This window comes from Mycobacterium sp. NPDC003449 (assembly GCF_053588415.1).
Genome location: NZ_JBSFPX010000008.1, coordinates 51,178 through 73,589 on the forward strand (window position 1 = coordinate 51,178; position 22,412 = coordinate 73,589).

Annotated in this window: 20 protein-coding genes; 14 read left to right on the forward strand and 6 right to left on the reverse strand. The window is 68.9% G+C overall.

The genetic code is table 11. The annotated features are described in order from the left end of the window. Positions 1-40 precede the first annotated feature (40 nt). Both ACWDTP_RS04405 and ACWDTP_RS04410 read right to left on the reverse strand, forming a co-directional pair. Complete coding sequence (locus tag ACWDTP_RS04405) at positions 41-337, reverse strand: MGMT family protein (protein WP_450016955.1); 297 nt, start codon at positions 335-337, stop codon at positions 41-43. Between the two features lies 1 nt (position 338). Beyond that, positions 339-1,124: an alpha/beta fold hydrolase gene (locus ACWDTP_RS04410; protein ID WP_450016957.1), complete on the reverse strand. Its 786-nt coding sequence runs from the start codon at positions 1,122-1,124 to the stop codon at positions 339-341. A gap of 172 nt (positions 1,125-1,296) precedes the next feature. On the opposite strand from ACWDTP_RS04410, the gene ACWDTP_RS04415 reads away from it, so the two are divergent. Together ACWDTP_RS04415 and ACWDTP_RS04420 are read left to right on the forward strand one after the other, a co-directional pair. Continuing rightward, positions 1,297-4,431 (forward strand): PD-(D/E)XK nuclease family protein, encoded by a 3,135-nt coding sequence (locus ACWDTP_RS04415; RefSeq protein ID WP_450016959.1) that lies wholly within the window; start codon positions 1,297-1,299, stop codon positions 4,429-4,431. After that, the gene (locus ACWDTP_RS04420; protein WP_450016961.1) at positions 4,428-7,688 is read left to right on the forward strand and encodes an ATP-dependent helicase; all 3,261 of its coding nucleotides are present in this window, start codon (positions 4,428-4,430) and stop codon (positions 7,686-7,688) included. Before ACWDTP_RS04415 ends, ACWDTP_RS04420 begins: the two co-directional genes overlap by 4 nt. Positions 7,689-7,701: 13 nt before the next feature. Here ACWDTP_RS04420 and ACWDTP_RS04425 read toward each other — a convergent pair whose 3' ends face one another. Continuing rightward, entirely contained in the window at positions 7,702-8,076 is a 375-nt protein-coding gene (locus ACWDTP_RS04425; protein ID WP_450016962.1) for a DoxX family protein, read from the reverse strand. 75 nt (positions 8,077-8,151) lie between these two features. Between ACWDTP_RS04425 and ACWDTP_RS04430 the strand changes: the two genes are divergently transcribed. Beyond that, positions 8,152-9,246: a potassium channel family protein gene (locus ACWDTP_RS04430; protein ID WP_450016964.1), complete on the forward strand. Its 1,095-nt coding sequence runs from the start codon at positions 8,152-8,154 to the stop codon at positions 9,244-9,246. Between the two features lie 61 nt (positions 9,247-9,307). Further along, positions 9,308-10,231 carry an NAD(+) diphosphatase gene (gene nudC / locus ACWDTP_RS04435; protein ID WP_450016965.1) on the forward strand — a complete coding sequence of 308 codons (924 nt, stop codon included), beginning with the start codon at positions 9,308-9,310 and terminating at the stop codon, positions 10,229-10,231. Between the two features lie 92 nt (positions 10,232-10,323). Here nudC and ACWDTP_RS04440 read toward each other — a convergent pair whose 3' ends face one another. Continuing rightward, complete coding sequence (locus ACWDTP_RS04440) at positions 10,324-10,572, reverse strand: mycoredoxin (RefSeq protein WP_450016967.1); 249 nt, start codon at positions 10,570-10,572, stop codon at positions 10,324-10,326. 50 nt (positions 10,573-10,622) lie between these two features. After that, positions 10,623-11,369, reverse strand: coding sequence for a helix-turn-helix domain-containing protein (locus ACWDTP_RS04445; RefSeq protein ID WP_450016968.1), 747 nt, complete (start codon positions 11,367-11,369; stop codon positions 10,623-10,625). Between the two features lie 132 nt (positions 11,370-11,501). On the opposite strand from ACWDTP_RS04445, the gene ACWDTP_RS04450 reads away from it, so the two are divergent. The 6 genes from ACWDTP_RS04450 to ACWDTP_RS04475 all read left to right on the forward strand — a co-directional run bounded on the left by ACWDTP_RS04450 (position 11,502) and on the right by ACWDTP_RS04475 (position 16,350). Next, a complete protein-coding gene (locus ACWDTP_RS04450; RefSeq protein ID WP_450016970.1) occupies positions 11,502-11,696 on the forward strand; it encodes a CoA transferase in 195 nt (64 codons plus the stop codon). Positions 11,697-11,707: 11 nt separating this feature from the next. After that, the gene (locus ACWDTP_RS04455) at positions 11,708-12,844 is read left to right on the forward strand and encodes an acyl-CoA dehydrogenase family protein (protein ID WP_450016972.1); all 1,137 of its coding nucleotides are present in this window, start codon (positions 11,708-11,710) and stop codon (positions 12,842-12,844) included. A gap of 28 nt (positions 12,845-12,872) precedes the next feature. Next, on the forward strand, positions 12,873-13,901 hold the full coding sequence (locus tag ACWDTP_RS04460; RefSeq protein ID WP_450017024.1) for an acyl-CoA dehydrogenase family protein: 1,029 nt from the start codon (positions 12,873-12,875) through the stop codon (positions 13,899-13,901). An 88-nt stretch (positions 13,902-13,989) separates the two neighbouring features. Beyond that, positions 13,990-14,517 carry a helix-turn-helix domain-containing protein gene (locus ACWDTP_RS04465; RefSeq protein ID WP_450016974.1) on the forward strand — a complete coding sequence of 176 codons (528 nt, stop codon included), beginning with the start codon at positions 13,990-13,992 and terminating at the stop codon, positions 14,515-14,517. Positions 14,518-14,652: 135 nt separating this feature from the next. Then, positions 14,653-15,438, forward strand: coding sequence for an aldolase (locus ACWDTP_RS04470; RefSeq protein ID WP_450016976.1), 786 nt, complete (start codon positions 14,653-14,655; stop codon positions 15,436-15,438). 33 nt (positions 15,439-15,471) lie between these two features. Next, entirely contained in the window at positions 15,472-16,350 is an 879-nt protein-coding gene (locus tag ACWDTP_RS04475) for a dihydrodipicolinate synthase family protein (protein ID WP_450016978.1), read from the forward strand. Between the two features lie 59 nt (positions 16,351-16,409). Here the strand turns inward: ACWDTP_RS04475 and ACWDTP_RS04480 are convergent, their stop codons facing one another. Continuing rightward, a complete protein-coding gene (locus tag ACWDTP_RS04480) occupies positions 16,410-16,979 on the reverse strand; it encodes a helix-turn-helix domain-containing protein (protein ID WP_450016980.1) in 570 nt (189 codons plus the stop codon). A gap of 121 nt (positions 16,980-17,100) precedes the next feature. Here ACWDTP_RS04480 and ACWDTP_RS04485 point away from each other — a divergent pair, with 121 nt between their 5' ends. The 4 genes from ACWDTP_RS04485 to ACWDTP_RS04500 all read left to right on the forward strand — a co-directional run bounded on the left by ACWDTP_RS04485 (position 17,101) and on the right by ACWDTP_RS04500 (position 22,403). Beyond that, complete coding sequence (locus ACWDTP_RS04485) at positions 17,101-17,901, forward strand: class II aldolase/adducin family protein (RefSeq protein WP_450016982.1); 801 nt, start codon at positions 17,101-17,103, stop codon at positions 17,899-17,901. Between the two features lie 106 nt (positions 17,902-18,007). After that, on the forward strand, positions 18,008-19,402 hold the full coding sequence (locus ACWDTP_RS04490; protein ID WP_450016984.1) for an MFS transporter: 1,395 nt from the start codon (positions 18,008-18,010) through the stop codon (positions 19,400-19,402). A 59-nt stretch (positions 19,403-19,461) separates the two neighbouring features. Continuing rightward, positions 19,462-21,588 carry an ATP-dependent DNA helicase UvrD2 gene (locus tag ACWDTP_RS04495; protein WP_450016986.1) on the forward strand — a complete coding sequence of 709 codons (2,127 nt, stop codon included), beginning with the start codon at positions 19,462-19,464 and terminating at the stop codon, positions 21,586-21,588. A gap of 503 nt (positions 21,589-22,091) precedes the next feature. Next, positions 22,092-22,403 carry a WhiB family transcriptional regulator gene (locus ACWDTP_RS04500; RefSeq protein WP_450016988.1) on the forward strand — a complete coding sequence of 104 codons (312 nt, stop codon included), beginning with the start codon at positions 22,092-22,094 and terminating at the stop codon, positions 22,401-22,403. Positions 22,404-22,412: the final 9 nt, after the last annotated feature.

Sequence of the window (22,412 nt, forward strand, 5' to 3'; positions counted from 1 at the left end):
CCAATTTCGCCCGAAACAGGCAGGTTTGCGTCTGCTCGCCTCAGAACTGGTGCCGGTATTCGCGCAACGGCACCCGACCGTCGACGGCCAGCACACCCTCGGCCCGCAACCGTTCCAGCTGCCGGGTGGCCAGATGCGGTGCGGGCCGGCCCGATGCGGTGATCACCCGGTGCCAGGGCAGATCCGAGGAGTCCGTGCGCATGATCCAGCCGACGATCCGCGGACTGGAAAGCCCTGCGGTGTTGGCGATATCGCCGTAGGTGGACACCCGGCCGGCCGGAATCGCGGCGACCAGGGCCCGTACCGCCTCGACCTGCTCCTCGGTCACCGCCGCCATATCAGCCCAGCCGTTCGCGGATCAGCGCCGCGGTGTCGGCGGGCCTGGCCTGGGCCACCATATGGTCACAATCCCAGTCCAACAACGTGAAATCCGCACCCAGGTGGCCGGCCAGCGTGTCGATCAACCCGTCGCGCGCATACGGCGGACTGGTGCGGGTGGCGCGCACCAGCACGGTCGGCGTCCCGCCGCGCGGAAGGGCGGGCCGTCTCGCCAGCTCACTCCAGTACGCCATCATCGCCGGGATGCTGAGCCGCCAGGCCCACCGCCCGTCCGACCGCTCGACCAGATGCTCGTCGAGATCACGGTCAAGCTCGGCCGGCTCGACCTCACCCCAGGAACCGTTGACCTTCTCCAGGCGGGCCTCGTCACGATCCGTATAGTCGGGCGAGGCCAGCATGCTGTCGGCGATATCACGCATCCAGTGGCCGTCCAGCCCGACCGCCGGATCCAGCAGCACCAGACCGCTGACCAGATCAGGATGGGCGGCAGCGAGATTCAAGGCCAGCGCCCCACCGAACGAATGCCCGACCACCAGGGTCGGGCGGTCCAGCAGCGCGGCCAGCGCCGCCGCGTTGGCGTCCAGCGTCCACGGCGCCTGCCATGACGAGCGGCCGTGCCCGATCAGATCGGGCGCCGCGATCGACAACTCCGGCAGATACCGCGTGGCCAGGGTCTGCCAGCGCTGGCCGTGACCGGTCAGGCCGTGGATCAGCAGCAGCTGCGGTGGACCCGGTGGGCCGTACCGGTACACCTGCAGCTGGATGGGCTCGTGGTCGTCGGGCACGCCGTCGATGCTGCCAGGCCGCCCGCGACCGCTGCCTATCGGGCCTGTCGCTCCAATCCGCTCCGCTCCGCTACTTGTCGGGCTTGTCGCTCCAATCCGCTCCGCTACTTGTCGGGTCTGTCGCTCCAATCCGCTCCGCTACTTGTCGGTCCCCTCTGGTGTCATGCTCACCATGACCGCACAACACGTCGAGTCCGCGCTCCCGGCCGGCACCGCCCTGCTCGAGCCGGGGCGCACTGGGGTGGTGCGGTTGCTGGGCGGGCCGGGCACCGGCAAGAGCTCGCTGCTGGTCACCACCGCGGTCGAGCACATCGCCGCCGGCGCCGACCCGGAATCGGTTCTGCTGCTGACCGGGTCGGCGCAGCTCCGTACCGCCGCACGGGCCGCCATCACCGCGCGCCTGCTGGCCGCCGGCACCTCGGGCGTGGTTCGCGAACCACTCGTGCGCACCGTGCACTCCTATGCCTTCGCGGTCCTGCGGCTCGCCGCGCAGCGCAACGGTGATGCGCCGCCCCGGCTGATCACCAGCGCCGAACAGGACGGCATCATCCGTGAGCTGCTGGCAGGCGATCTGGAGGACGGCGCGGATTCGCCGGTGGGCTGGCCGCGGCAACTGTGGCCGGCTCTGAGCACGGCAGGATTCGCCACCGAGCTGCGTGATCTGATCGCGCGCTGCACCGAGCGCGGGGTGGATCCGCTTGCGCTGCAACGGCTCGGCCGGTCGGCCCGGCGCCCGGAATGGCTGGCCGCCGGGCGGTTCGCCCAGGCCTACGAACAGATCATGCTGCTGCGTTCGGCGGTCGGTATGGCTGCGCCGCAGGCCACCATCCCCGCGCTGGGCGCCGCCGAACTGGTCGGTGCCGCGCTGGAGGCATTCGGCACCGACGCCGATCTGCTGGCCGCCGAACGCGGGCGGATCAGGCTGCTGCTGGTCGACGACGCCCAGCAACTCGACCCGCAGGCCGCCCTGCTGGTCCGGGTACTCGCCGCCGGCAGCGGTCTCACCGTCATCGCCGGGGACCCCGACCAGTCCGTATTCGGCTACCGCGGCGCCGATCCGGAGCTGCTGCGCGACGACACCCATCCGGCGATCACCCTGACCGCATCGCATCGGTGTGCACCAGCGGTGGCCGCGGCCGTCGCCGGTATCGCGGCTCGGTTGCCGGGGGTGGGTGGCGCGCGCGAGTTGTCGGGAAACCCGGAGACCGAGGGCACCGTCACCGTGCGCATCGCCGCATCGCCGCACGCCGAGGGCGCGATGATCGCCGACGCCCTGCGCCGGGCACATCTGGTGGACGGGCTGGCCTGGTCGGATATGGCGGTCATCGTGCGGTCGGTTCCCCGCACCGGTCCCGGCCTGTCCCGCGCATTGACCGCGGCCGGCGTTCCGGTCAAGGAGCGGGGTGCGGCCGCGTCGGCGGCCGCGCAGCCCGCGGTCGCCGCACTGCTGACGGTGTTGTCGGCGACCGCCGCGGGCGGCCTGGACGCCGTCGACGCGGTGGGATTGCTGACCGGGCCGATCGGGCGGGTCGACCCGGTCACCCTGCGACAGTTGCGCCGCGCCCTGCGCCGCGCCGACGGTTCGCAACCGCCAAGGGATTTCGGCGACCTGCTGGTCGCCGCGGTGGCTGCGGACCCGGACGGGCTGTCCGCCGAGCAGCTGCGGCCGTTGCGCCGGCTGCGGGCGGTGCTCGCGGCCGCGGCCCGTGCCGACGCGGGAGGCGCCGATCCGCGCTACACGCTGTGGCAGGCCTGGCATGCCAGTGGGCTGCAACGTCGCTGGCTGACGGCAGGCGAGCGGGGAGGCAGCGCCGGGGTGCAGGCCGAGCGCGATCTGGACGCGGTGACCGCGCTCTTCGACGTGGCCGATCAATACGTGAACCGGACCGCGGGCGCCTCGGTGCGCGGGCTCGTCGACCACGTCCTACGGCTGGGTACGCAGGCAGCACCGGCCGAAGCCGACACCTCCGACGCGGTGGCGGTGCTCAGCGCGCACGCCGCGCTCGGCGGCGAATGGGAGTTCGTCGTGATCGCCGGGGTCCAGGAAGGGCTGTGGCCCAACACCATTCCGCGTGGCGGGGTGCTCGCGACCCAGCACCTGGTGGACGTGCTCGACGGGGTCGCCACCGCAGCGGACCGGACCGTGTCGACCAGGGCACCGCTGCTGGCCGAGGAGCGACGGCTGCTGCTGGCCGCGATGGGCCGGGCCAGGACTCGGCTCCTGGTGACCGCGGTCGACAGCGACGCGGGCGACGAATCGCTGCTGCCCTCGCCGTTCTGTGGTGAACTCGCGGGCCTGGCCACCGAACCCGTCCGGCAGCCGCCGCTGGTCGCGCCGCGGGTGCTGGTGCCTTCCGCGCTGGTCGGCCGGTTGCGGGCCGTGGTGTGTGCCCCGGACGGATCGGTCGACGACGAGGATCGTACCTGTGCGGCAACACAATTGGCTCGGCTGGCCGAGGCCGGGGTGGCCGGCGCCGACCCGGCCCACTGGCACGCCATGACCCCGCTGTCCACCGAGGAACCGTTGTGGTCGGATCCGACCCGCCCGGTAACCCTGTCACCGTCGACGCTGCAGACACTCACCGACTGCCCGCTGCGCTGGCTGCTGGAACGCCACGGTGGCAGCGACGGTCGCGATGTCCGCTCCACCGTCGGATCGCTGGTGCACGCCCTGGTCTCCGATCCGGGCAAGACCGAGAGTCAACTGCTCAATGATCTCGAAAAGGTTTGGCAGAAATTGCCCTTCGAGGCGCAGTGGTACTCGGACAACGAGCTGGCACGTCATCGTGCCATGCTGGAGACCTTCACCCGGTGGCGTTCGGACACCCGGCGTGAGCTCACCGAGGTCGGCACCGAGATCGATGTGGACGGGGTGGTCGTCGAGCCGGACGGCGATGCGCCCGGCGTGCGGGTGCGGGGGCGCCTGGACCGGCTGGAGCGTGATGAGGCAGGCCGTCTCGTGGTCGTCGACCTCAAGACCGGCAAGAGCACGGTCAGCAAGGCCGATGCGCAGAGCCACGCCCAGCTGGCCATGTACCAGCTTGCGGTCGCGGCGGGCCTGCTGGCCGAAGGGAATGAGCCGGGCGGGGGCCGGCTGGTGTATCTCGGTAAGGCCGGCGCGGCCGGGGCCACCGAACGCGAGCAGGATCCGCTGACCGCCGAATCCGAGGCGCAGTGGCGGGATTCGGTGGCCCGGGCCGCGGCGGCCACCGCGGGACCGGAGTTCCTCGCGCGGATCAACGACGGCTGTGCACACTGCCCGGTGCGGTCCAGCTGCCCGGCCCAGTCCGGTGGGCAACGGTCATGACGGCGGTCGCCACGGCCCGCTACACCCCGGCCGAATTATCCGCGGCGCTGGGGCTTTTCCCGCCCACCGACGAGCAGGCCGCGGTGATCGCCGCACCGCCGGGGCCGCTGGTGGTGATCGCGGGTGCCGGGGCCGGCAAGACCGAGACGATGGCCGCCCGGGTGGTGTGGCTGGTGGCCAACGGCTACGCCACCCCATCGCAGGTCCTTGGCCTGACGTTCACCCGCAAGGCCGCGGGCCAGCTGCTGCGCCGGGTGCGCACCCGGTTGGCGCGGCTGGCCGGTGCCGGGCTGGCCCCGGCGCCGGGCGCGGCCGACGACACGGCCGGGTCGGTCACGGTGAGTACCTACCACGCTTTCGCCGGCACCCTGCTGCGCGAATACGGTCTGCTGCTCCCCGTCGAGCCCGACACCCGGCTGCTCAGCGAAACCGAACTGTGGCAGTTGGCGTTCGACGTGGTGTGCGCGCATCCCGGTGAACTCGACACCGACAAGACACCGGCGGCCGTCACCGCCATGGTGTTACGGCTGTCCGGGGCGCTGGCCGAACATCTCGTCGACACCGACCAACTGCGCGACACGCACGTCGAACTGGAACGGCTCGTACACACCCTGCCGCCCGGTCCGTACCAGCGCGACCGAGGCCCCGGCCAGTGGCTGTTGCGGATGCTGGCCACCCAGACCGAACGCACCGAACTCGTCCCGTTGATCGACGCCCTGCATGAGCGCATGCGCGCCGACAAGGTGATGGATTTCGGTATGCAGATGGCCGCGGCGGCGCGGCTGGCCGCGAGGTTCCCACAGGTCGGTGCGGAGCTGCGACAGCGTTACCGGGTAGTGCTGCTCGATGAGTACCAGGACACCGGACATGCCCAGCGGGTGGCACTGTCGGGGCTGTTCGGCGGTGGGGCCGACGACGGCCTGGCCTTGACCGCGGTGGGCGATCCGATCCAGTCGATCTACGGCTGGCGCGGCGCTTCGGCGACCAACCTGCCGCGGTTCACCACCGACTTTCCCTACGCCGACGGCACTCCCGCGCCCAGCCTGGAACTGCGAACCAGCTGGCGCAACCCGCCGAGCACCCTGCACGTGGCCAATGCGGTGTCGGCGGAGGCGCGTCGGCGCTCGGTGGCGGTGCGGGCGCTGCGGCCGCGGCCCGATGCCGAGCCCGGCACCATCCGGTGTGCGCTGCTGGGCGATGTCGAGGCCGAGCGGGACTGGGTGGCAGATCATTTGGCGCGGACCTATCACGATGCGGTGGGCCGGGGCGTGACCGCCCCGACCTCGGCGGTGCTGGTGCGGCGTAACGCCGATGCCGCCCCGATGGCCGATGCGCTGACCTCCCGCGGGGTGCCGGTAGAGGTGGTCGGGGTGGCCGGGCTGCTGGCGGTACCCGAGGTGGCCGACCTGGTGGCCATGTTGCGGCTGGTGGCCGATCCCACTGCGGGTTCGGCGGTCATGCGCATCCTCACCGGGCCACGGTGGCGGTTGGGCGCCCACGACATCGCCGCGTTGTGGCGTCGCGCCGTCGAACTCGACGACCGGCCTGCGGGTGAGCCGAGCGCCGCCGATATCGTCGCGCAGGCGGCTCCCGACGCCGACGCCGCCTGCCTGGCCGACGCGATCTGTGATCCCGGTGCGCCCGAACGGTATTCGCCCATCGGTCGGCAGCGCATCGTCGCGCTCGGTCGCGAGCTCACGATGCTGCGGGCCCATCTGGGCCAGCCGCTGCCCGAATTGGTCGCCGAGGTCCGGCGGGTGCTCGGCCTGGACGCCGAGGCACGCGCCGCCCGTCCGGTGACGGCGGGGTGGTCGGGCACCGAACACCTGGACAGGTTCGGCGACCTGGTTGCCGATTTCGCCGGCAGGCCGGGGGCCTCGGTGCCGGCCCTGCTCGCCTACCTGGACGCCGCCATGGAGGTGGAGAACGGCCTGGCGCCTGCCGAATTGACGGTGGCCCACGACCGGGTGCAGATCCTCACCGTGCACGCCGCCAAGGGGCTGGAGTGGCAGGTGGTGGCGGTGCCGCACCTGAGTGGGCGGGTGTTCCCGTCGACGGCGTCGGCACGAACCTGGCTCACCGACCCCTCCGACCTGCCTCCGCTGCTGCGCGGCGACCGCGCGACCGTGTCCGAGATCGGGGTGCCGGTACTCGACACCTCCGACGTCAACGATCGGAAGATCCTGTCCGACAAGATCTCCGATCACAAACGCAGTCTCGAACAGCGGCGCATCGACGAGGAACGCCGCCTGCTGTACGTGGCGATCACCCGGGCCGAGGACACCCTGCTGGTCTCCGGTCACCATTGGGGTGCCACCGAGAGCAAACCGCGTGGACCGTCGGAGTTTCTCGTCGAGCTCAAGGCCATCATCGACGAAGCCGCGGCCGACGGCACGCCGTGCGGCGAGATCGAGCAGTGGGCGGGCGATCCCGCCCCGGGCACGGTCAATCCCCTGCGGGACAGGGTCGTCGAGGCACTGTGGCCCCCGGTCGCGGCGGGTGGCCCCGGCGTGCGGCTCGGGGCAGACCTGGTGACACAGGCGATGGCCGGCGCGATCCACACCGACACCGACCGGGAAGGCTGGGCCGCCGACGTCGACGCCCTGCTGGCCGAACGGGAACGCGGGCCGGCGCCGGTGCCCGTCGAGTTGCCGGGGCAACTGTCGGTCAGCACCCTGGTCGAACTCGGCCGCGACCCGCAGGGCACACGGGAGCGGCTGCGCAGGCGGCTGCCGCGGCGTCCCGACCCACACGCCCTGCTGGGCACCGCATTTCACGAATGGGTCCAGCGCTACTTCCATGCCGAGCGGTTGTTCGACCTCGACGATCTCCCCGGCGCGGTGGACGGGGACAACGGACAGGCCTGCGCCGAAGATCTCGCCGAACTGCAGGACGCGTTCATCAGGTCGCCGTGGGCCGCCCGCACCCCGATCGAGGTCGAGGTGCCGTTCGACATGGTCATCGGCGCCCGCAGAACCGTGGTGCGCGGCCGGATCGATGCGGTGTTCGCCGGGGCCGACGGCCTCACCACCGTGGTGGACTGGAAGACCGGCGAACCGCCGTCGACTCAGGAAGCCAAGCAGCACGCCGCGATCCAGCTCGCGGTGTACCGACTGGCCTGGGCGGCGCTGCGCGGGTGCGCGCCGGAGTCCGTCCGTGCCGCATTCCACTATGTGCGGTCGGGGACGACCGTCAGTCCGGCCACGCTGCCCGGCGTCGAGGAACTGGAGGCGCTGTTGGCGACGCCCCCCGAGTGACCGTCGGCCGCGGTCAGGAGTTTCGGTAGACCTTCCACGCCGAGGTGATCATCGGGATCTGCAGCGGCAGGCGCGCGATCGCACCGATGCGCATCGGCCACGGCTTGCCCCACCACAGCCGCACCATGTTGATATTGCCCGGGAACACCGCGATGAACAGCGCCGCCGCCGCGAGCCCCCCGACACGCCTGGTACGCGGCGCGACCAGCAGCGCACCGGTGGCCAGCTCGGCCGCCCCCGAGGCGTAGGTGTAGAACCGCGGGCCGCCGGGCAATTCGGCCGGGATGATCGTGTCGAACGGTTTGGGTGCGAGGAAGTGCACGATCCCCACGCCGAACAGCATGGCGGCCAGTCGGTAGGCGATCTGCGCGGGCGTGGGTGCGGTCATGGTTACATTGTGACGTGCGTGTGCTCGGATCGGTCCCGGTGCTATCCGGGTGGCTTTGTTCGATGACCGGTTCGCATGGCTAAGGGCAGGCTGCGGCGCCGGCTGGCCGCGATCGACCCCAGCCTCACCTCGCAGCCCGACGCCGCGCTCGTCGATGTGCTGCGCATCCCCGAGCCTTTCGTCAGCCCGGGGCGCAGGATCGCCATGCGGATGCTGTACGCACTGGCCGCCCTGTTCGCCGCGGTGCTGATCGTCTACCTGGACCGGCACGGCTACCGTGATATCGAGAGCACACCCGACGACAACGACCCGCTGACATTCCTGGACTGCCTGTACTACGCGACCGTGTCGCTGTCGACCACCGGATACGGCGACATCACCCCGTACTCGCCGTCGGCCCGCCTGGTCAACGTCCTGGTCATCACTCCGCTGCGGGTGGCGTTCCTGATCGTTCTCATCGGTACCACGGTGGAAACGCTGACCACCCAATCGCGGCAGGCGCTGAAGATTCAGCGATGGAGGAACAAAGTGCGCAACCACACCGTCGTCATCGGGTACGGCACCAAGGGGCGGTCGGCGGTCGCGGCGATGGTCGGTGACGAGGTCGCGCCGGCCGATATCGTTGTCGTCGACGAGAACGCGGCCGCGCTGGAACGGGCCAAGGGAACCGGCCTGGTCACCGTCCACGGCGACGCCACCAATTCCGCCGTCCTGAGACTGGCCGGTGCCCAGCATGCGAAGTCGATCATCGTCGCCGCCGACGACGACGCCAGCGCCGTGCTGGTCACGTTGACCGCCCGTGAGTTGGCGCCAAGGGCGAAGATCATCGCGGCGGTGCGGGAATCCGACAACCTGCACCTGCTCAAGCAGTCCGGTGCGGACTCGACGGTGGTGTCCTCGGAGACCGCGGGCCGGCTGCTGGGCATCGCGACGCAGACCCCCAGCGTGGTGGAGATGATGGAGGACCTGTTGACCCCCGATGCCGGTTTCGCGATCGCCGAGCGCCAGGTCACGCCCAAGGAGGAGGGCGGCTCGCCGCGGCATCTGCATGACCTGGTGTTGGGGGTGGTGCGGGGCGGTCATCTGGTGCGGGTGGACGCGCCCGAGGTGGATGCGCTGGAGGCCGGGGACCGGCTGCTGTACATCCGTAGTGCGGACGCCGAGCGGTGACCGGGGGCGAGCGTAGCGACGGGGGAAATGCCAGGGGCGAGCGCAGCGACGGGGGATTGTGATGCGGTTTCAGCTACGCCATGTTCCGCTGCTGTCGAGGGTCGGCGCCGACCGTGCCGATGTGCTGCGCACCGATATCGATGGGGCGCTGGCCGGCTGGGCCGATGCGCTGCTGCTGCGGGTGGACCGGCGCAACCAGGTGCTGATCTCGGGTGGCCGGGCGGTGCTCGGCCGGGCCGCCAAGCTCGGCGACAAACCTCCGGAGAACGCGGTCTTTCTGGGGCGCGTGCACGACGGCAGACACGTGTGGGCCGTGCGTGGTGCGCTGGAGGGGCCCGAGGATCCGGACGCCGAGACCGAGGTGCTCGATCTGCGCCGCGCCGGGCAGGTGTTCGACGACACCAGCGCGCAGCTCGTCGCGACCGCCACCGCGCTGCTGAACTGGCATGACAACGCCAGATTCAGCGCGGTCGACGGCGCGGCGACCAAACCCATCAAGGCTGGCTGGTCCCGGGTCAACGCCGACAGCGGCCACGAGGAGTTTCCCCGGATCGACCCGGCGGTGATCTGCCTGGTGCACGACGGTCACGATCGTGCGGTGCTGGCCCGCCAGACGGCCTGGCCCGAGCGGCTGTTCTCGATCTTGGCCGGATTCGTCGAGGCGGGTGAGTCCTTCGAATCGTGCGTGGTGCGCGAGATCGCCGAGGAGGTCGGCCTGACCGTCACCGACGTGCAGTATCTGGGGAGCCAGCCTTGGCCGTTCCCGCGCTCGCTGATGGTCGGGTTTCACGCGGTCGGCGATCCTGAGCAGCCGTTCTCGTACAACGACGGCGAGATCGCCGAGGCCGAGTGGTTCACCCGGGCCGAGATCCGTGAGGCCCTCGCGCACGGCGACTGGAGCAGCGAGTCGTCGTCACGGCTCCTGCTGCCCGGATCGATCTCGATTGCCCGCGAGATCATCGAGTCGTGGGCTGCGCTGGACTGAACCGCCCCTGTTCCACGGCGAGCAGACACGTGCGTACCCGGAACGTCGCCGTACCGGGTACCTGCGCGTCTGCTCGCGAGAAAACGGAACGGTCAGCCGAGTTTGGCCTTGACCTGTTTGATGTTGGGGTTGGTCAGGGTGGACCCGTCGGCGAACTTGACGGTCGGCACGACGTGGTTGCCCCCGTTGACCGAGCCGACGAACTCCGCCGCGGCCGGGTCGGCCTCGATGTCGACCTCCGACCAGGCGATGCCCTCGGCCTTCAGAGCGGTCTTGAGCCGGGAGCAGTAACCGCACCATGTGGTCGTGTACATGGTCAGCGCGGGGGATGAAGCACTCATAGTGCACACAACGTAGCCGAACGCCCGGATATGCCTGCGGCTGCGGTCGGTCAGCCGGTTCGGCGGGCCGACCAGTCCCCGGCCCGCTCGCGCAGAATGACCGTCAGCTCATCGCGACGTGCCGAAATCTCCTCGTGCGTCGAGATGATCCCCACCGCGGCCACCGTCTTGTCCTTTTCGCGCACGGCGATGGAAATGCCGTCGCCGCGTTCGGAGGCGTTGGGGGCCGCGCAGATTCCGCTCTCCTCGATAGCGGGCAGGGCCGAGAAGAATCGGTCGATCAGGGGTTGTTCGTCGTCGGCCACACCCCGCAGATAGGCCCACTGGTCACGTTTGTCCATCCCGGCCAGCAGCACCCAGCCAGCCGAGGTGCGGATCAGTGAGCGTTGCACGTAGTTCTCGGCGAGATAGGCGAATCGTGGATCGGTCGAGCAGTAGTCGACGTAGAAGATGTTGGGGCCCACCGCGATCGACAGCACCGTGGTCAAGCCGGACCGGTCGTGGATGGTCCGCAGGTCGGCGTGGGTGACGGTGGACACCGGCTCGCGGCCGGCCAGCCGGTTCAGCAGATACGGCGCACTGCCCAGCCCGTAGCGCCGGTCGCGCTCGTCCAGATACCCGGTGGCGACCAGCCCGTTGACCAGCCCCTGCACCGAGCTCACCGGGGCGCCGAGGTGTTTGGCGATCTCGCTGAGGGTGGTGCCGGCGTGGGCGCGGGCCGCGAATTCGAGGATCTCGGCAACCCGGTCGACGGTGCGGTGCCTGGCGCGGGGTTTGGCGTCGGGTGGGTGGGTCACGGGAGGTCCTCTCGGAGCTGACCAGAAGCATAGTAAAGATGTATATACGTAAAATAGTCCGATATTGCGTAAGATGTCGGGACCTGCGATAGTCGATTGCGGCGCGGTCCGCCACGGCGAAAGGATGTCCCGATGCACATCACTCCCGGTGCTGTGGCCGGTCTGCGGGTGATCGACCTGACCACGGTCATCATGGGGCCGTTCGCCACCGCGACCCTGCCCGATCTGGGTGCCGAGGTGATTTATCCGGAGGCCGAGATCGCTGCTCTGGCCGAGTCCGGCGTGGTGAAAGCCAGGCCGACGGTCACGTCGATGGCGGCCGGATGAACGGAACGCAGATGACCCGACTGGTACCGGCGGTGGCCGACGATCCGCACGATATGGACGAATTACGGCTCCAGGTGAGGCAGTTCGTCGCGGGCCAGCAGCGCGCCGGGAAGATCGGGCGCTACGCCGACAGCTGGCTCACCGGCTGGGATGAGGACTTCAGCCGGGCGCTGGCCGCCCAGGGTTGGCTCGGGATGACCGTGCCGGTCGAATACGGCGGGCACGGCCGCAGCCATCAGGAGCGGTTCGTGGTGACCGAGGAGCTGCTCGCGGCGGGGGCGCCGGTGGGGGCGCACTGGATTGCCGATCGCCAGATCGTGCCGTCGCTGCTGAAGTACGGTACCGAGATCCAGAAGCGAAAGTTCCTGCCCGCCATCGCCAAAGGGGAGTGCTACTTCGGGATCGGGATGAGCGAGCCCGACTCCGGATCCGACCTTGCCAGTGTCCGCACCAGGGCGGCGCGGACCGACGGCGGATGGCACGTCACCGGCACCAAGGTGTGGACGTCGGGTGCGCATCTGGCGCACGCGTTCATCTGTCTGGCCCGCACCGCGCCCGTCGACCCCGTGCATCGACACGACGGATTGAGCCAGTTCATCGTGGACCTGCGCGCTCCCGGCGTCGACATCCGGCCGATCATCTCGATGAACGGCAAGCACCATTTCAACGAGGTCATCCTCGACGACGTGTTCGTGTCCGACGAAATGGTGTTCGGCACCATCGGAAATGGTTGGCAGCAGGTGACTTCCGAGCTGAGCTTCGAGCGCAGCGGGCCGGAGCGTTTCCTGTCCACCTTTCCGCTGCTGGCCGGCGTCGCCGGGCAGATGGCCGCCGATGTCCTGCCCCGCCATACCGAACTCGGGCGCTTCCTCGCGCGCATCACCGGTCTGCACCAGATGTCGACGGCGGTCGCCGGGGCGCTGCAACGCCACGAGCCCGCCGACACCGCCGCCGCGGTCGTCAAGGTGCTGGGCACCACCACCGAGGGGGACATCGCCGATTTCGCGGATCTGCTCGGTGAGATCGACGATGACGAATACCGGCAGCTGCTGGCCGACGCGGTCGTCCAGCGTCCCGGTTTCACCCTGCGCGGCGGGACCAACGAGGTCCTGCGCGGGGTGATCGCACGGGGACTGGGGATGCGCTGATGAGTGCTTGCGCGAAGAAGAGAGAGCGCTGATGAGCGAAACTGTGGTCGACGCCGATCTGGTCGAGATGATGTCTGCGGTGTTCGCCGCCCACCGGGAACGCTACGAGCCGGGCCACGGGCTGGACGAATTATGGGGCCGGCTCGGCGAACTCGGCCTGGTGCGGCTCACCGGCTCGGAGAAGTCCGGCGGCAGTGGGGCGGGCTGGGCCGAGGCGGCCGAGCTGCTGCGGGCTGCGGCGGGCAACGGGGTGAGCGTCCCGCTGGCCGAACACGACCTGCTGGCCTGCTGGCTGCTGGAGGCGGCCGGGTTGCCGGTCGACGCGTCGCGGCGCACCGCCTGCCTGCTCGACGGGGACGGCGCCGCCAGGGCGGTGCCGTGGCTGTCGACGGCCGAGCGTCTCGTCGTGGTGTGGCATGACGGCACCACGCACCGGGTCGCCGACGTGGACCCGGCCGGGCTCACGGTCACCCCGGGCAGCAACGGGGCCGGTGAACCGCGCGACACCGTTGCCTGCGATCTCTCCGCGCTGCACGGAGAACCGGTGTCCGACACCGTGGTCCGGGAATTTCATCTGCGTGCGGCGCTCGCGCGGGCGGTCCAGGTCTGCGCGGCGCTGGACCGGATCCTGGCCATGTCGGTAGCACACGCAGGTGAGCGCATCCAGTTCGGCAGACCGCTGGCGAAGTTCCAGGCCGTGCAGAACCTGGTGGCCGACATCGCCGCCGAGGCCGCACTGGCGAGGGCCGCAACCGACGGTGCCCTGGCCGAGGTGCTGTGCACCGACTGGGCCTCACCGCATCTGGAATTCCTTGTCGCCGTGGCACGGTCGTGCGCCGGGCACGCCGCCTCGGTCGTGGTGCGCAACGCCCATCAGGTGCACGGCGCGATCGGCACCACGCGCGAACACCGGCTGCACGAGTTCACCACACCCGCGCTGGCCTGGCGTTCGGAGTACGGGTCGGTACAGTATTGGGACGACAGGCTCACCGATTACGCGACCGCCGCGGGCTCAGAGGGCCTGTGGGCCCTGGTTACGGGCACCGCGCGATCCTGAACCTGACGGGATGTCCTCCATAGGACACCATATGTCCTATGGGATCATGTCGAGCACCTGAGACGATCGCCGATCGGACGGAGGTGCGATGAGCGCTCTGCTGCGTGCCGTGCGTCAACAGCGTGGAATGACGCTGGACGAACTCGCCAAAATCACGGGTCTGACCAAGAGTTATCTGTCGAAGATCGAGCGGCAGCGGTCAACGCCGTCGATCTCGGTGGCGATGAAGGTCGCCCATGCGCTTGAGGTCGATGTGGCACAGCTGTTCTCCGAGGACCCGTCGGTCACGACGTTGACTGTCGACCGCGCTGCGGAACGGACGGCCGGTCGCTACCACGCCGTGGCGACCGCCATGCTGGGAAAGTCGATGTCGCCGTTCATCGTCCAACCCACCCTCGAGTTCACCGACCATCCGCACCCGGCTCATGCCGGACAGGAATTCGTGTTCGTTCATGCCGGGACGGTCGAGATGCGCTATCAGGATGAATTGATCACCCTGCGAACGGGTGACTGTGCCTATTTTGACGCGTCATTGCCGCATCAACTCCGCCAGCGGGGCAAAGCGGCCAGCGAGGTGCTCGTGCTGACTCATACCGATTACCTGCGTCATCGATGACGCAACCTGACCGGCTGATGCCGGCGCGGGCCCGCATCCCCTGACCGCGGCGCCGCGTCAACCATATTGACCATAGGACACAAAGTGTCCTATGGTGTCGGGTAGGTCGCCCGTCTACCCGGAAGGTGTTCTCTGATGACAAGCACACTCGGTGATTCAAAAGAAACCCTGATGAAGCGTGCGTTGGATGGAATGTCCACGCACGTCGAGGAATCACAGCTGACGACTCGGCAGAAGCTGGCGTTGACGAGTCGCGCGTTGTTCGACGCGGGCCACGACTCCGGCCTCGCCGGGCAGATCACCGCTCGCGCCGAAGAACCGGGCACGTACTACACCCAACGGTTGGGGCTGGGGTTCGACGAGATCACCGACGGGAACCTGCTTCTCGTGGATGAGGACCTCAACGTCCTCGACGGCGACGGGATGGCCAATCCCGCCAACCGCTTCCACTCCTGGATCTACCGGGCCCGGCCGGACGTGCAGTGCATCGTGCACACGCATCCGTTTCACGTGGCGGCACTGTCCATGCTGGAGGTGCCACTGCAGGTCTCGCAGATGGACATCGCTCCGCTGTACGACGATTGCGCATTTCTGGCGGACTGGCCGGGAGTCCCAGTCGGCAACGAAGAGGGCGAGATCATCAGCGCTGCCCTCGGTGACAAGAAAGCCATCCTGTTGGCCCACCACGGCCAGGTGGTCGCCGGCGCCAGCATCGAAGAATCGTGTTCACTGGCAATGCTCATCGAACGCGGCGCGAAGCTGCAACTTGCGGCGATGTCCGCGGGGGTGATCGCCGAGTTGCCACCGAGGTTGGCGCGTGAAGCGCATGACTGGACGTTGCGGCCCAAGCGGAGCCAGGCCAACTTCGCCTATTACGCACGACGCGCACTCCTCCGCCATCCCGACGCCATCGGCAACTGACCCCCACCTCATCGCACACCGAAGGACACAACCATGACCACTCCCGACATCCACGGAATCATCGCTTACCCCGTCACGCCGTTCACCGCTGACGAGGAAGTAGACACCGGCAGACTGGCCGCCCTCATCGAGGGTCTGGTGACCGGGGGAGCGCACGCGATCGCTCCGCTCGGCAGCACGGGTGAATCCGCGTATCTCACCGAAGCCGAGTTCGACACCGTGGTCGACACCACCATCGGCGTGGCCGGGCGCCGCGTGCCAGTCATCGTCGGCGCCTCCGATCTGACCACTGCCAACACGATTCGCCGAGCCCGCTACGCCGAACGCGCCGGGGCGGACGCGGTGATGGTGCTGCCCATCTCGTACTGGAAGCTGTCCGAGCGGGAGATCGCGCAGCACTACGCCGCGATCGGCGCTGCTATCGGCATCCCGATCATGGTGTACAACAACCCCGCGACGAGTGGTATCGATATGCGCCCCGAGCTGTTGGTGCAGATGTTCACCGACATCGACAACGTCACCATGGTCAAGGAATCCACCGGTGACCTGTCGCGCATGCTGCGCATCGCTGAGCTCAGCGACCGGCAGCTGCCCTTCTACAACGGCAATAATCCCTTGGTGCTCAAGGCGTTCAATGCCGGGGCGAAGGGTTGGTGCACGGCCGCACCGAACCTGCGTCCGCAGCCCTGTCTCGATCTCTACGATGCGATCCTGGCGGGTGACGCGGCACGGGCCGAATCCTTGTACGACGACCTGCGTCCGCTGCTGGAATTCATCGTGGCCGGTGGGCTGCCGACCACCGTCAAGGCCGGTCTCGACCTCCTGGGGCGGGGCGTGGGAGATCCGCGTGCGCCGCTGTTGCCGCTCGACGAGGCCGGGCGCGACGAACTCGGCAGGCTCCTCGCGGTTTGATTCCCGACTCTGTTCCGGAGGGGCGCGTGTCCGCCGCGCCCCTCCGCGCAACGGGCAATTCAGGCCGGATGGGCGTCGTTCGGCCTACCCCCCGTGCTCGCGGTCACGATCAAGACGGTCGCCGGGGCATCGGTGGTATTCACCAGGTGGTGTGGAGCCTGCGCCTCGAAGTGCACGACGTCACCCGCTGAAAGACCCAAGGTGGTCCCGCCCTGGACCAGGCCGGCTTCACCGGCGAGCAGGTAGATCCATTCTTCGCCGGCGTGGTGTACGTCGCGGGTGGTTGACTCGTGCGCGTTGAGCTCGAACCGGATCGCGGTGAGCAGATTCTGGCCGACGATGCCGCTCAGCGGCGTATAGGTACCTCCGGTGCCGGCGTAGGGGGCGGCGGTGCCGTTCCTGATGAGATGCAGGGTCTCCTGCGGCTCCTCGCCGACCAGCTGCCCCAACGACATTCGATAAGCCCGTCCCAGCTCGATGAGCAGACCGATCGAGGGCTGTCGATCACCGCGCTCGATCCGGGACAGATGGGCAACGGAGACGCCGGCCTGTGACGCTGCGTCTTTGAGCGTCAGGCCGAGGTCGCGTCGCGCCTGGGCCAAGCGGGCGGCGATCCGTTTCGTCGTCATGTCCGGCACCTCGATAACCCTACCGTGACCTTAGAGGCGAAATTCTTGCCTTTGAGGCTTGCACCACGCTGTTGTCTGTGAGACAAATTATTTGTCAGACATGGAGGAAAGGTGGACCGAGATGACGCAGGTGCAGGGCGCCCCCCGGGAGGAGCAGTACGAGGTGCTCGATCTCGAGCCGATTTCAGAAGGGGGGCGGTCGATCGAAGACGAGCGGCGACACCGCAAGGAACAACTGGCCATAGCCTTCCGCATCTTCGCCAGGTACGGATTCGACGAGGGCATCGCCGGCCATATCACCGCACGCGATCCCGGTAATCCCGAGCACTTCTGGGTCAACCCGTACGCGGTCCACTTCTCCCGGATGAAGGTCAGCGACCTACTTCGGGTCGACGAAAACGGCAGGGTGGTCGAAGGCGCCAAACGGACCAATAAGGCCGCGTTCTCGATTCACTCGACCATCCACGAAGCACGGCCCGACGTGGTGGCGATCGCGCATGCACACACGATTCACGGCCGGGCATGGGCGGCGCTGAGCCGCCCGCTCGATCCGATCATTCAAGAGGCCTGCGCGTTCTACAACGACCATGTGGTATTCGAGGAATACAAGGGGCTTGTCTTGGAACGCGATGAGGGACAACGTATCGCGGCATGTATGCAGCACCGGCGAGCCGCAATCCTTCGCCACCACGGCTTGCTGACGGTCGGCCAGAGCGTGGAGGAAGCGGCCTGGTGGTTCATCACCATGGACCGGGCGTGCCAGGCCCAGTTGCTGGCTGAAGCCGCAGGGACACCACGGGTCATGAGCGACGAGGAGGCGACGATGGCCCACCGGCAGTTCGGAAACCGGAATATGGCCAGGCACGGCTTCCGGCTGCTCGCCGAGCTGGTGACCGAGCAGGAACCCGACGTCCTCGACTAGCACGGGTCATCATCGTCCGCCTCGGCCATGACCAACGAGACCGGTTCTCGGTCAACAGAAACCGCCGGTGCCTGGAATTGGCCGGCCCGATGACACAGGACATCCCATGAGCACTCAGACACCGACTCCCAACGCGTCGCCGCGGCTGGTCGCATTCGCCAGTAGTGTCGGCGCGACCATCGAATGGTACGACTTCTTCATCTACGGCACGGCCGCCGCCCTAATCTTCAACCGGCTCTTCTTTCCCAGTTTCTCGCCCGTCGCGGGCACCCTGGCGGCCTTCGCCACGTTCACGGTCGGCTTCATCGCGCGTCCGTTGGGGGGCGCGGTCTTCGGCCATTTCGGAGATCGTCTGGGGCGCAAGACGATGCTCATCGCCTCGTTGCTCATCATGGGGCTGGGCACGGGGCTCGTCGGGCTCCTGCCCACCTATGCCACGTTGGGGCTCGGCGCTCCGGTCCTACTGGTCGTGCTCCGGGTGCTCCAGGGGATCGGGCTCGGTGGGGAATGGGGCGGGGCGGTCCTGATGTCGGTCGAACATGCTCCACCCCGATCGCGCGGACTTTATGGCGCCCTGCCACAAGCGGGCGTACCGGTCGGACTCATATTCGCCACGGCGACTTTCGCTCTGGTGTCTCGGCTCCCCGACGAGGCGCTGTACTCCTGGGGCTGGCGACTGCCGTTCCTGTTCAGTTTCGTCCTCGTCGCACTCGGTCTGGTCGTCCGGTACCGGGTGTCGGAGTCGCCCGTCTTCAGCGAGGTGAAATCGGCTGAGGATACCCATCGTTCGCCCGTGATGGAGACCATCCGGCACCAGTGGAGGAGTCTGCTGCTCGGCATCGGTCTGAGATTCTGCGAGAACGGCTCGTTCTACATCTACACCACCTTCATCCTGGTGTACGGAACCAGCCATGCGTCGTGGTCGCGCGCACAGATGCTGGTCGCCGTCATGGTCGCTGCGACCTTGGCGCTGTTCACCATTCCGTTGTGCGGATGGTTATCCGACCGCTTCGGCCGCAGGCCGATTTTCATCGCGGGCACGTTGATGTCCGCGGCGATGGCCTTCCCGTTGTTCATCGGTATCGACAGCGGCAACTCCGCCATCCTGTGGCTCGTGTGTCTGACGGTGCTCGGGGTGGCGTACGCGGCCATGTACGGTCCCGAGGCCAGCTTCATGTCGGAGTTGTTCCCCACCAACGTCCGGTACAGCGGCATCTCATTGTCGGCGCAGGTGGCTGGAGTGCTGGCCGGTGGCTTCGCGCCGTTGATCGCCACCGCGCTCCTGGCCCGCGCCGGCCACTTCTGGCCGATCGCCGTCTACCTGGTCGTCATTGCGGCGATCAGCTTCACCGCCGCGCTCGTCGCGCCCGAAACGCATCGGGCAGACCTCGACGAACACCACGGTTCCGCCGGGCGGCCGACCGGTCCCGATCCCGCTCGCCAGGGACAGGGCGGACGTGCGCCGGCCATGACCCCGGCCGGCATCCGATCCGCTGACTGACCGCTGCTGCCCGGCGACGTGATCGGTGCCTGTCGGGCGGCCCTGCCATCATGGAACCCATGTCGTTAGAGGCTCCTTCCCCGACCCTGGGCGATCTCGACGACGAGCAGCGGGAGGCGGTGCTGGCCGCGCGCGGCCCGGTGTGCGTCCTCGCCGGTGCGGGCACCGGCAAGACCCGCACCATCACGCGGCGGATCGCTCACCTGGTGGCGTCGGGACATGTCGCGGCGGGCCAGGTGCTGGCGGTGACGTTCACCGCGCGGGCCGCGGGTGAGATGCGGGGCCGGCTTCGAGTGCTCGGGCAGGAGTCCGGGGTGCCCACCGGTGCGGTACAGGCGGTGACGTTTCACGCCGCGGCCCGGCGGCAGTTGCAGTACTTCTGGCCGCGCCTGGTCGGTGGCACCGGCTGGGAGCTGCTCGACAGCAAGTTCTCGGTGGTGGCCCAGGCCGCGAACCGGTCCGGGATGCCGACGAGCACCGACGACGTCCGGGATCTGGCCGGCGAAATCGAATGGGCCAAGGCGTCGCTGATCACCCCGGAGTCCTACGGTGCCGCGGTGGCCAAGGTGGGTCGCGACATCCCGTTCGACGCCGAGAAGGTGGCGGCCGTCTACGCCGGCTACGAGTCGCTCAAGGCGCGCGGTACGGATCTCATGCTCCTTGATTTTGATGACCTGCTGCTGCACACCGCCGCCGCGATCGAGAACGACGCCGGGGTGGCCCAGGAGTTCCGCGACCGCTACCGGTGCTTCGTCGTCGACGAATACCAGGACGTCACGCCGCTGCAGCAGCGCGTGCTCGACGCCTGGCTCGGTGAGCGCGACGACGTCACGGTGGTCGGCGACGCCAACCAGACCATCTACTCGTTCACCGGCGCCACCCCGCGCTACCTGCTGGACTTCTCGCGGCGATTCCCAGACGCCGCCCTGGTCCGGCTGGAGCGCGACTACCGGTCCACCCCGCAGGTGGTGTCGCTGGCCAACCGGGTGATCGCGGCTGCCCGGGGCCGGATGGCCGGCAGCAGGCTGCATCTGGTGGGGCAGCGCGATCCCGGCCCGGCGCCGACGTTCTCCGAGCATCCCGATGAGGTCGCCGAGGCCAACGCGGTGGCCGGGGCGATCAAGAAACTCATCGCAGCGGGGACCGAGCCGGCCGAGATCGCGGTGCTGTACCGGATCAACGCCCAGTCCGAGGTGTACGAGGAGGCGCTGACCGAGGCCGGTGTCGCCTTCCAGGTCCGCGGCGGTGAGGGGTTCTTCAGCCGGCAGGAGATCCGCCAGGCCCTGGTGGCGTTGCAGCGCAACGCCGAGCGCGAGCCCGCAGGCGGCGAGCTGCCCGCCCTGGTCCGCGAGCTGCTCGAACCGCTGGGCCTGACGGCCGAGCCGCCGGCGGGCACCCGGGCCAGGGAGCGCTGGGACGCGCTCACCGCGTTGGCCGAACTGGTCGACGAGGAGGTCGCCGTCCGGCCGGAACTGGACCTGCGGGCCCTGGTGGCCGAACTGCGCCAGCGCGCCGACGCCCGGCACCCGCCCGTCGTGCAGGGCGTGACCCTGGCCTCGCTGCACGCGGCCAAGGGGCTGGAATGGGACGCGGTGTTCGTGGTCGGGCTGGCCGACGGCACGCTGCCCATCTCCCATGCGCTCGCCCACGGCGCCGACAGCGAGCCGGTGGAGGAGGAGCGCCGGTTGCTCTACGTCGGGGTGACCAGGGCCCGGGTGCACCTGGCGTTGAGCTGGGCACTGGCCCGGGCGCCCGGCGGGCGGCAGGGCCGCAAACCGTCCCGGTTCCTCAACGGCATCGCCCCGCAACTGCAGGGGTCGAAACCGGCGGGCCAGGACCGCCCGCGGCGCCAGCGTGGCCCCGCGCCGCGGTGCCGGGTGTGCAACGCGACGCTGACCACGTCGCCCGCGATCATGCTGCGGCGCTGTGAGACCTGCCCGTCCAACCTCGACGAGGAGCTGCTCGCCGAGCTCAAGGAGTGGCGCCTTGGCATCTCCCGGGAGATGAAGGTGCCGGCCTATGTGGTGTTCACCGACAACACCCTGATCGCCATCGCCGAGTCGCTGCCGGTCGACGAGGCCGCGCTGGTGGCGATCCCCGGGATCGGGGCCCGCAAGCTGGAGCAGTACGGATCGGATGTGCTCGGGTTGGTGACGGCGCGCGCCAACGCCCGCCACGATTCGTAAAGATCATGCCAAAACCGCAGGTAGAAAATAGGTTGTGCGATCTTGCTGTTAGGCTTTAACCTCAAGATCACACTCAGGCGATGTGAAGGAAGGAGGGTGCCCGCAATCATGGATATCGATATGACGTTCAGCGGTGTAGCGGTTGTAGGCATGCCCGCATCCTTCCGTGCCCTTGGTGCGGTCAGTGCTGCCCACCGCATCACCGGCGCTCCCGTCGTGGCTTCGGCATATCCCGTGCCGAATGCGCACGCCCCCGGCGCCGGATGGCCGGCCGCCGCTGCTGCCATTGTCCCGCAGCGCAAGCGCCGTCCCGCCGCAGACCGCGCGTCCGTGGATCGGAGCCCCTACTAGGTAGAAGCTCCCCCATCAGCCAAATGGCCACGGACCCGCAGTCAACCGGATCCGTGGCCATATTTGTCGGACCCCCCGATAAGACTGGTCGCAGATCCCTCAGAAGACAGATCGTCGACGAACAAACGACCAGGAAGCAGGGGGAACAACACATGTCCATTGCGATGAACGCTCCAGGTATGGGCGTCGCGCCGGTGACATGCGATCAGCGGCTGCCGGCGGTGCCGTGCCACATTGGCGATCCCGATCTGTGGTTCGCCGAGAGCCCCGTCGACCTCGAGCGCGCCAAGGCGCTGTGCGTCGACTGCCCGATCCGGACCGCGTGCCTCGCCGCGGCGCTGGAGCGGCAGGAGCCGTGGGGTGTGTGGGGCGGTGAGATCATCGACCGCGGAACCATCGTGGCCCGCAAGCGGCCGCGTGGGCGGCCACGCAAGAACGCCGGGGGAAATCCGGCGGCGGCCTGATCGCCGTCG

What these genes read in the sequence shown, in the direction of transcription:
- ACWDTP_RS04480 (WP_450016980.1), bottom strand. Translation starts at nt 16,979, where the DNA reads ATGACGACGAAACGGATCGCCGCCCGCTTGGCCCAGGCGCGACGCGAC.
- ACWDTP_RS04455 (WP_450016972.1), top strand. Translation starts at nt 11,708, where the DNA reads ATGACCCGACTGGTACCGGCGGTGGCCGACGATCCGCACGATATGGAC.
- ACWDTP_RS04485 (WP_450016982.1), top strand. Translation starts at nt 17,101, where the DNA reads ATGACGCAGGTGCAGGGCGCCCCCCGGGAGGAGCAGTACGAGGTGCTC.
- ACWDTP_RS04490 (WP_450016984.1), top strand. Translation starts at nt 18,008, where the DNA reads ATGAGCACTCAGACACCGACTCCCAACGCGTCGCCGCGGCTGGTCGCA.
- ACWDTP_RS04430 (WP_450016964.1), top strand. Translation starts at nt 8,152, where the DNA reads ATGGCTAAGGGCAGGCTGCGGCGCCGGCTGGCCGCGATCGACCCCAGC.
- ACWDTP_RS04495 (WP_450016986.1), top strand. Translation starts at nt 19,462, where the DNA reads ATGTCGTTAGAGGCTCCTTCCCCGACCCTGGGCGATCTCGACGACGAG.
- ACWDTP_RS04415 (WP_450016959.1), top strand. Translation starts at nt 1,297, where the DNA reads ATGACCGCACAACACGTCGAGTCCGCGCTCCCGGCCGGCACCGCCCTG.
- ACWDTP_RS04420 (WP_450016961.1), top strand. Translation starts at nt 4,428, where the DNA reads ATGACGGCGGTCGCCACGGCCCGCTACACCCCGGCCGAATTATCCGCG.
- ACWDTP_RS04475 (WP_450016978.1), top strand. Translation starts at nt 15,472, where the DNA reads ATGACCACTCCCGACATCCACGGAATCATCGCTTACCCCGTCACGCCG.
- ACWDTP_RS04425 (WP_450016962.1), bottom strand. Translation starts at nt 8,076, where the DNA reads ATGACCGCACCCACGCCCGCGCAGATCGCCTACCGACTGGCCGCCATG.
- ACWDTP_RS04465 (WP_450016974.1), top strand. Translation starts at nt 13,990, where the DNA reads ATGAGCGCTCTGCTGCGTGCCGTGCGTCAACAGCGTGGAATGACGCTG.
- ACWDTP_RS04405 (WP_450016955.1), bottom strand. Translation starts at nt 337, where the DNA reads ATGGCGGCGGTGACCGAGGAGCAGGTCGAGGCGGTACGGGCCCTGGTC.
- nudC (WP_450016965.1), top strand. Translation starts at nt 9,308, where the DNA reads ATGCGGTTTCAGCTACGCCATGTTCCGCTGCTGTCGAGGGTCGGCGCC.
- ACWDTP_RS04440 (WP_450016967.1), bottom strand. Translation starts at nt 10,572, where the DNA reads ATGAGTGCTTCATCCCCCGCGCTGACCATGTACACGACCACATGGTGC.
- ACWDTP_RS04470 (WP_450016976.1), top strand. Translation starts at nt 14,653, where the DNA reads ATGACAAGCACACTCGGTGATTCAAAAGAAACCCTGATGAAGCGTGCG.
- ACWDTP_RS04450 (WP_450016970.1), top strand. Translation starts at nt 11,502, where the DNA reads ATGCACATCACTCCCGGTGCTGTGGCCGGTCTGCGGGTGATCGACCTG.
- ACWDTP_RS04500 (WP_450016988.1), top strand. Translation starts at nt 22,092, where the DNA reads ATGTCCATTGCGATGAACGCTCCAGGTATGGGCGTCGCGCCGGTGACA.